This window comes from Candidatus Eisenbacteria bacterium, assembly GCA_016867495.1.
Lineage (GTDB): Bacteria > Eisenbacteria > RBG-16-71-46 > CAIMUX01 > VGJL01 > VGJL01.
This window is the reverse complement of the sequence record VGJL01000104.1, coordinates 1-9,113: the sequence shown is the minus strand read 5'-3', so window position 1 is coordinate 9,113 and position 9,113 is coordinate 1. Positions and strand designations below refer to the sequence as shown.

Sequence of the window (9,113 nt, the reverse complement as noted above, 5' to 3'; positions counted from 1 at the left end):
CTCGACGGCGGACTCGCCGGCCTCCTGCCCCTCGTGCCGCCGCCCCCGCCCCCCGGCTTCCGGCTCCTCGAGTGGCCGCGCGATCTCCCGTCGAAGGTGGAGCGGCAGGCGTTTCTCTCCCCGCTGCGGACTTGCGTGGAGCTTCTCGCGCGCTTCCGCGCCGCGGGAGCGGAGATCGACATCGTCCCCCTCCGGCGCGGGAACGGGTCCGACCGATTCCGATCCCCGGGACTTCGGTCGCTCGAGGATGGAACGCTGCGCGCGGGAGCCCCGCCGATCGAGCCGGCCGGCGACATCGATCTGGTCGCGGCGCGCGATCCCTCCCACGAGGTGGAGATCTGGGCGAGGACGATCGATCGCTGGATCCGCCTCGATGACGACCCGGTCCGCCCGGGAGAGATCGCCGTCGTCGTGCGCGACATCGAATCGTACCGGCCGATCGTGGAGGAGACATTCCCCCGCTACGGGATCCCCTTCTTCGTCGATCGTCACATCGACATTTCCTCGCGGCCCCTCGTGCGCGCGATCCGCGGCGGCCTCGATCTCCTGCAGCAGGGCTGGTCGCGCGAGGCCGTGATCCCCTTCCTCCGCTCCCCCCTTCTCGGGTTGCGCGGGGGAGAGGTCGATCTGCTGGAGAACCTCTCCCTGGAGAGCGGGCGCGACTTCGACGACTTCTACGGAGAGGACTGGCCTCCCCTGCAGCGCGCGCCGCGGGTCCGCTATCTCAGGAGCCGGACCGACCAGGACGGCGCCGGCGCCGAGGAGAACGGGGAGGAGACGGATGATCAGGCAAAGGAGGACGACGAGGCGGAGGAGCGCGAAGCGAGCGAGACCGCGCCCCGCGAGGAGGCTGTTGAGAGAGCGCGCGCGGCGATCGCGAACAGGCTGCGCGCGCGGTTCGCTCCTCCCCTGCGCCGCCTCGAGATGCGGCTCGAGCGTGGTCTCACGGGACTGGAGGCGGTCGAATCGCTCCGGACCTGGATCGCCGAGTCCGGCATCGAGGCGGCCCATCGCCGCATCGAGCGAAGCGACCCCGCCGGATCGCGGCGTGAGTGGGATGCCGTCCAGGGAGTTCTCGATTGGATCGCCGGCGAGGCGGCCTCCCTTCCCCTCGACCGGGACCGCTTCGCCGACATGCTCCTTGCCGGATTCGATTCCCTCTCCCTCGACCGAACCCCGACGGGATGCGACCAGGTCACGTTCGCCGAGGTGCAACGCTCGCGCTTGGGCCCCGTTCGGCGCGCGATCGTCGGGGGTTTGAGCGCCGAGGGGTTCCCGCGACCGCTTCCCCACGGACGCTTCTTCAACGAGAGGGAGCGGGCACTTCTCGCCTCCCTCGGCATGGTCCTCGGGACGCCCGACTCCCTCCGGCAGGAAGAGGAGGCCTACTTCTTCTACATCGCCGTGACCCGCGCCTCGGAGCGGCTCCTCCTCACGCGGCCCGCCACCGACTTCGACGGCAGGTCGCTCGAGCCTTCTCCCTACCTCGTCGAGACGCGGCGGCAGATGCCGGGCGTCGCGGAGACGACGCCTCCGGTCGAGATGGGCGCGAGAGACCTCTCGGATCTCTCGCGGGCGCAAACCGGCGAGGAGATGGCGTCCCGCGTCGGCGCCTACATCGCCTGCAGACTCGATCGGAGGGTATCCGGGAGGCCGCGCGATCCGGAGGAAGCCGAGGTTGAGAGGATGGACCGCAGGATCCTCTCGGTCTACAACCACCTTCTCCCCGTGACCGACTCGACAGGCAGGGGATCGCTTCTCGAGCCCTCGCGCAGGCTCTGGGGATATGACAACCGGCCCGTTCTTCCGCAGAGCCTCCTGCGGCGGGCGATCGGCTGGCCGACCATCACGGCGAGCGTGAGCCGCCTGCAGTCCTTCGCCCGCTGCCCCTATCAGCACTTCTCCGGGAGCTTGCTGAAACTCCGGCCGAGACCGACGGCGCAGGTCTCCCCGCTCGAGACGGGAAGCCTGGCCCATCGCGCCCTCGAGGTCCTCTACAAGGAAGGGCTCCCCTCGGCCGACCGCGAGGCGACGTCGCGGCGCCTTACGGAGATCCTCGGGCGCGTCGTGCACGAAGAGAACCTCCGCGCCTTTCTCGCCGATCCGACCGGCGAGTTCAGGGTGCGAAGCTGCGGCAGCCAGATCCTCCGCTTCCTCGATGCGGAGACCGCGCGGCAGCGGAAGTCGGAGTTCCGGCCGCACGCGTTCGAGGAGGCCTTCGGCACGAAGGGGGCGCCGCCGCTGCGGATCGAGCTGACGGAGGAGACGTCGATGCTCCTGCGTGGACGGATCGACAGGATCGACCTGCGCGAGTCGGGCGGCCGGAGGGAGGCGCTCGTCATCGACTACAAGTCGGGGCTGGGCGTCAAGCGCGGCAGGCCGGCAGACTTGCGCGATGGGCGGGACCTCCAGCTCGGCGTCTATCTTCTCGTCGCGGAGGACAGAGGCTGGGTTCCGGCCGCCGCTCTCTACGCGCCCGTTCTTCCGTCTCCCCGGAGGGAGGAGGATCTGAGGCCGGATGAGGACAGCGAGAATCCCCTCCAGATCCGCTTCCGCGGAATCGTCCCGATGTCGAGGATCGAGGACTTCGGCGGGTTGGAGTTCATAGAGAGGCCGCAAGGCAGGGTGGAGACGCCTGAGGATCTCGCGGGGCTTCTCGCGGAGGCGAAGGAGATCCTCGCGCGCCTCGGCCGCGCGATCCTGGAGGGCAGGATCGATGTCTCCCCCGCGGGCAAGGGAAGCGATTCGGCTTGCGAGCACTGCGATTTCGCCGCCCTCTGCCGGGTGGACGCAGCCTACAACCCGCCCCGCCGGACGCCGATCGAGGGCTTCGCGGAAAAGGAGATCTCGCCGTGAGCCCCCTCTCTCCATCGCAGCGCCTCGTCGTCCGCACGCGGGACCGGGACATGCTCGTCTCGGCCGGAGCGGGCTCGGGCAAGACGCTCGTCCTGATCGAGCGGCTCCTCGGCTGCATCGAGGACGACGGGATACCCCTGGATCGCATCCTCGTCGTCACCTTCACGGAGAAGGCGGCGTCCGAGCTGCGAAACAAGATCTATCGCAAGCTCGCGGAGAGGCAGGATCTCGCCCCGATGCGCCATCGCCTTCCCCAGGCCCGCATCTCGACGATCCACTCCTTCTGCGCCCGCTTGCTCCGCGAGCGCTTCGACAGCACCGGCCTGGATCCGCGTTTCCGCGTCCTTCCGGAGGAAGAGGCGACGCTCCTGCTCTCCGGCGCCATGGATCGCATCTTCCGGGACGCGTACAGGGGACGATGGGGCGATGAGCGGCGGCAGCGCTTCGAGAGGCTCGTCGAGATCTGCGGGCATGAGCGCGAGGGCGAACGGCTGCGCAGGGTGGTCCGCAGGCTTCTCGACTACGCTCGGGCCTCGGAGAACCCCGTGGATTTCCTCCAGCGCCACCTCGCTCGCAACCGCGAGGAGATCGCGGGATGGGACAAGATCGCGTGGATCGGCTCGTACGCCGAGCGGATCGAGCGCCAGTGGCTCGCGGGGCTCGGTCTCGTCGAGGCCGTCCTTGCGGAACTCGAAGCCGCGGGGGCCGAGGCCGCCGCGTGGGAGGAGGCCGTCCGCCGACTCCGGGCGGTCGATCCGGCCGATCTCTCGACGCCCGGCGGGCAGCAGAGAATCCTCGTCCGTCTCGGCGAGGCCGGCCTGCTGGACGACTCCGCGAGCCCGCGGATCAAGCTTCCTGTTCTCTCGCGCAAGAAGCCGAAGGTCGAGGGGCTCTCCTACTTCAAGGGAGTCGTGCAGAAGCTCTACAAGAAGGACTGGCTCGCCCTCTTGCCCCTCTCCATCGATCGGGTCTTGAGCGACGAGAAGCAGTCGAGCCGTCTGACCGGAGAGCTTGCGCGGCTCGCCCTCGAAGTCTGGAATGTCTACGAGGAGATGAAGCGCCGCAGGGGCGCCCTCGACTTCTCCGACCTCGAGATCCGCGCGCTGAAGCTGCTCGCCGAGACGCCTTCGATCGGCGAGCAGGTCCGCTTCGATCGGGTCTTCATCGACGAGTTCCAGGACGTGAACGCCCTCCAGCACCGGATCCTCGAGCGGCTGTGCGATCCCGCGGGGATCTTCCGCGTCGGCGACATCAAGCAGAGCATCTACCAGTTCCGGCTCGCCGATCCGACGATCTTCCGCCGCCTCATGCGCGCGGAGTCGGGACGGGTTCTGGTCGCCGAACCGGAGAAGCCTCCGCTCGATCAACCGAAGTGGACCGTCCCGCTTCCCGACAACTACAGGAGCCGCCCGCCTATCCTCGCCTTTGTGAATCGCGTGGCGGGCCGGCTCTTCCTTCCGGCCGAGATCGGGACCGACTACGAGGCGCAGGAATTGAGGGCCGGTCGCTCGGATCCGGGCGAGCCCCCCCGGGTCGAGCTGATGCTCGTCCGCGAGGGCGAGGGCAAGGGCAAGGGCGAAAGCAAGGGCGAGGACGAGAGCGAGGAGCGGTTCGACCCCGAGGAGGCGGAAGGGCGGGCGATCGCAGCGAGGATCCGATCCCTTGTCGAGAATGGAGCCACATGCCTCGATCCCGACTCGGGCAGGGAGCGCCCCCTCTCCTACTCGGATGTCGCGATTCTCCTGCGCTCCCATGCCCCGGGCGCCAGGCTGCAACGGATCCTCGAGGAGGAGGGAATCCCCGTCTACGTCTCCTCGGGCGCCTCGTTCTTCCGCGCGCGAGAGATCGAGGACCTCGTCCAGCTCCTCTCCGTCGTCGACAATCTCCTGGACGACATCGCGCTGGCCGCGGCCCTGCGCTCCCCCGCCTTCTGCTGGAAGGACGCCGAGATCCTCGCCCTGCGCCTCGCCTATCCCGAAGCGATCCATCTCGCCTACCCGCTGGCGCTGATCGCGGACGAAGCGCCGGGGGGAGGCCTCTACGCCGGGCGCGTCCTTCCGGAAGATCCCGCGGAGGCGGCGACGCTGGCGGGCGCTCGGGCCGATCTCCCGGGCGAGCCCGAGATGGACGACCTCCCGGCCAGGAGCGCCGCCGTGATGGCGAGACTGTGCGACTGGCGCGAGCGGGCCGGAGAGCTCGAGCTTCCGGAGCTCATCGTCCGGATTCTCGAGGAGACCGATCTGCTCCGGAGCGTCGCATCCCTTCCGGGCGGCCTGCGGCGCCAGTCGAACCTGAGGAAGTTCATCGGCCTCGCGAGGAGATACGCGCGCGACTCCGGGCACTCCCTGCACCCGTTCCTCCGCTGGCTTCGCGAGCTGCGAGAAGGAGGAAGCCGGATCGCGGAAGCGCCCATCTCGTCGGAGTCGACCCCGGCGGTGCGGGTTCTCTCGATCCACCAGGCGAAGGGGCTCGAGTTCCCCGTCGTCTTCGTCGCGAGGCTCGATCGACCGCTGCTCCTCGGCGAGACGGTCGATGCCCTCGCCCCGGGCGAGGAGTTCCTGGGCATCCAGCTTCTCGACGCGGATCGATACGTCAGACGCCGGCCGATCCCGCTCCGCCTCCTCAGGGCCGAGAGCGAGTCCAAGGGGATCGAGGAGGAGAAGAGGATTCTCTACGTCGCCCTGACGCGTGCGCGCGATCGCTTGATCCTCTCCGGAATCAAGACCTCCCGCGCCTCGCCGGCGCCGATCGCCTGGAGGGCCTACCAGCGATCCCTCGAGAAGGGGGGAGGGACCGGATCGGCGACGCTCGAGCGCCTCCTCTCGTGGAAGCGCTCCTATCTTGCGTGGCTTCTCTACGCGCTGCCGCCGATCGATGAGCCGGCGGAGAGCGCGCCGCCCGGGGGCGTCAGCGAGAGATTGCTCGCCGATCTGCCGCTCATCGTTCGCTGGATCTCGCCCGGCGCGCGTCCGAACGAGCGGCCGGCGATGACTCCGATCCGCGCCCTCGAACCGAAGCTGCGGAGTCTCGAGCCCGTCTCGGTCGAGGAGCCGGATGCCGAGACGGAGAAGCTGCTGCGGAGGATCGTCAAGACCCCGCCCCTTCCCTCGCCCGGGCATCTCGCCCATGCCAAGGGGAAGATCTGGGCGACCGAGTTCAAGAGCGGCCGCGCCCTCGCCGATCGGGCCGACTTCGGAGGCATCCTTCATCCGAGCGCGCTCGAGGACGCCCCGGACGAGCCCGCCGCGCCGCTCTTCCCGGCGGACGACGACGCGCGCGCCGAGGGGAGGCTCATCCACCTCTTGCTCGAGAGGCTCGACTTCCGCGGCCTCGATCGCGCGAACGCGGGCGCGAGGGTCGCGGCCGCCGCCGAAGCCATGGGGGGCGCTCCGCCTGCAGTCGTGGAGATGCTCGGCGCCTCTCTCGCCGCCTTCGTGGCCTTGCCGATCGGAGGCGCGCTCGCCGCGTCCACGGCCATCGAACGCGAGGTCTCCTTCGGCATGCGGATGGGCATCCTCGAGGCCGCGAACCTGCTCCCCTCCCTGGGCGCGGAGATCCTCACCTCGCCCGACTGGACCGGATGGATCGCCGAGGGCGAGGACAAGATCCTGAGACTGGCGGACGGGATGGACTCCAGGGCGGTCGACCCATGGATCCTCGTCCAGGGCAGGATCGATCTTCTCTTCCGGGACGCGCGGGGATGGATCATCCTGGACTGGAAATCCGACCGGGTCGCTTCGGATGCGGAGATTGACGCGCGGGTCGCGACCTACCGCGGACAGATGGAGATCTATCGCCGGGCCGTGCGGGAGCTGTTCCAGGAGCCCGTGCGTTCCGTTCTCTACTTCCTGCGGCCGGCCATTCTGAAGGAGGTGTGACCGCTATGACGCCCGCCAACCGCGATCCTCTCGAACCGATCCTCGCGCGCGCATCGTGCCGCGCCTACCGCTCCGATCCGCTTCCCGACGGCGATCTCGACCGGCTCATCGAGGCGATGCTGCGCGCTCCCTCCGCGGGGAACAGGCAGCCGTGGCACTTCCTGATCGTCCGCTCGCAGGAGTTGCGCGATCAACTGGTCGAGGCCGCGCTGGGACAGGACTTCCTGGCCCAGGCGCCGGTCGTCGTGGTCATCTGCGCCGACGCGGAGCAGTCGGCGGCCCGCTACGGGGAGCGAGGGCGCTCCCTCTATGTGCTGCAAGACACGGCGGCGGCGACGGAGAACCTCCTCATCGCGGCAACCGCGCTCGGCTACGGGTCGTGCTGGGTGGGCGCCTTCGACGAGGACCGCGTCTGCGCCATCCTCGATCTCCCCGGCCGCCTCCGCCCGGTCGCCATGGTCCCGATCGGCCGTCCCGCGGAGCGATTGGAACCGAGCGAGAGACGCCCCAGGCGCGATGTGATCGAGACGAGATGAGCTACGTCTCCTGGCTGCGCTCGAGGGTCGGCCCCGAGCCGGTCATTCTGATCTACGCGACCGCGATCATCCGCGACGGAGAGGGCAGGATCCTCTTCCAGCAGCGCGGCGACTTCCCCGTCTGGGGACTTCCCGGGGGGCTCCTCGAGCCGGGCGAGACGATCCTCGAAACCCTGCGCCGCGAGGTCCGGGAGGAGACCGGATACGAGATCGAGCCGGAGCGTTTCGTCGGCCTCTACACATCTCCCGACTACATGGTGAACTATCCGAACGGCGACCGCGTCCAGCAGGTGACAGCCGCTTTCCTCTGCCACGTCTCGGGGGGCAGCGACAGACCCGATCTGCGGGAATCGATCGCGCAGCGCTTCCTGCCTCTCGACGAGGCCCCTCGTCTCTTCCCCTGGTACCGGCAGATGCTCGACGACTCGATCCGCGATCTCCCGACGCGCTTCGACGCCGGATCCGCGGAGGGCCCGCTGCGGCGGACCGGAGGCCTCGTCCCCTGGCTGCGGGAACGGGTGGGCACGGCGCCGATCCTCCTCCCCTGCGCCTGCGCGATCGTTCCCGACGGCGACGGCCGCATCCTCTTGCACAAGAGAGGCGACACCGGCCTCTGGGGGCTTCCCGCGGGAGCGATGGAGCTGGGAGAGCGGATCGATCAGACCGCGATCCGAGAGACCCGCGAGGAGACCGGCTTGAGCGTCCGCGTGAAGCGGCTGACCGGCTTCTACACGGGACTCGATCAGAGGAGCGTCTATCCGAACGGCGACGAGGTCTGGCTCGGCGTGGCGACCTTCCTATGCGAGATCGAGGGCGGCGAACTTCGGGCCGACGGGATCGAGAGCCTCGACGTTGCCTTCTTCAAGCCTGAGGAGATGCCGTTCGAGGGAAATCCTTGGGGAGCCCGCACGCTCCGCAGGATCGAGGACGCCATGCGCGGCGATCCGGAGGCTGTGGCGGGCTAGGCTTGTCTGAAGGCCCTGGAGACAGTGCGAGGCCGATCGGAATCGGGGAATCCATCATCTCGAGGGGAGGATGGTACTTCCCGGTGGGAGCCGATTGCCGCCGCTCGATCATTCCTGGCCGCATGGGGCAACCTCGTCGCAGACAGACAGACTGGACTCCCGCGGGGAACCGTGAAAGAATCCCCTCGAAAGTCATCGGAGGAACGGATCATGCCGGTGGAGGCACTTGTTCGCAGCAAACGCCGCGAGATTCTCGAGCTTGCTGCACGCCACGGGGCTATCCGCATCCGGGTTTTCGGGTCCGCTGCCCGGGGTGAAGCCTCGCCGGATAGCGATGTTGACTTCCTCGTGGACCTGGAACCCGGGCGGTCGATTCTCGATCTTGGGGGTCTGCTCATGGATCTTCAGGACCTCCTTGGCTGCCCCGTCGACGTGATCACGGAGAAGGGACTGAGGGCGCGGATCCGTGACCGCGTGCTTCGCGAGGCAGTCCTCTTGTGAGAGATGACAGGGAGCGACTTCGCGACATCCTCGAAGCCGTGGAGCGGATCGACCGCTATGCGCGGGATGGTCGAGAACGTTTTGAAACGGACGAGCTGGTTCAAACGTGGATCGTGCATAACCTACAGATCATTGGCGAGTCGTGCCGCACCATCTCTGTTCCGTTTCGAGAGGCGCACTCCGAGATTCCTTGGTCCCGGATCATCGGGATGCGGAACATCCTTGTGCATGACTACTTCGGGATCGACACGGACGTCGTTTGGGAGGCGGTGGAGAGAGAACTCCCGCAACTTCGGGAGCGCACCAGGGCGATACTGGAGCAGTAACCTGCCCTATTCTACCAGAGCTCCGTAATCTCGATCCCCGTATGGTCAAGA

General features: G+C 68.4%; 6 protein-coding genes. All 6 read left to right on the top strand.

All coding sequences use genetic code 11. The features are described from left to right. A partial coding sequence (locus FJY88_09550) for a hypothetical protein (GenBank protein MBM3287574.1) occupies window positions 1-2,856 on the top strand: 2,856 nt, incomplete at its 5' end. Beyond that, on the top strand, window positions 2,853-6,734 hold the full coding sequence (locus FJY88_09545) for a hypothetical protein (protein MBM3287573.1): 3,882 nt from the start codon (window positions 2,853-2,855) through the stop codon (window positions 6,732-6,734). The genes FJY88_09550 and FJY88_09545, both read left to right, overlap by 4 nt. A gap of 5 nt (window positions 6,735-6,739) precedes the next feature. Further along, the gene (locus FJY88_09540; protein ID MBM3287572.1) at window positions 6,740-7,270 is read left to right on the top strand and encodes a nitroreductase family protein; all 531 of its coding nucleotides are present in this window, start codon (window positions 6,740-6,742) and stop codon (window positions 7,268-7,270) included. Beyond that, window positions 7,267-8,235, top strand: coding sequence for an NUDIX domain-containing protein (locus FJY88_09535; GenBank protein MBM3287571.1), 969 nt, complete (start codon window positions 7,267-7,269; stop codon window positions 8,233-8,235). The genes FJY88_09540 and FJY88_09535 overlap by 4 nt, the downstream gene beginning before the upstream one ends. 210 nt (window positions 8,236-8,445) lie before the next feature. Then, window positions 8,446-8,736 carry a nucleotidyltransferase family protein gene (locus FJY88_09530; protein ID MBM3287570.1) on the top strand — a complete coding sequence of 97 codons (291 nt, stop codon included), beginning with the start codon at window positions 8,446-8,448 and terminating at the stop codon, window positions 8,734-8,736. Then, the gene (locus tag FJY88_09525; GenBank protein MBM3287569.1) at window positions 8,733-9,062 is read left to right on the top strand and encodes a DUF86 domain-containing protein; all 330 of its coding nucleotides are present in this window, start codon (window positions 8,733-8,735) and stop codon (window positions 9,060-9,062) included. The genes FJY88_09530 and FJY88_09525 overlap by 4 nt, the downstream gene beginning before the upstream one ends. Window positions 9,063-9,113: the final 51 nt, after the last annotated feature.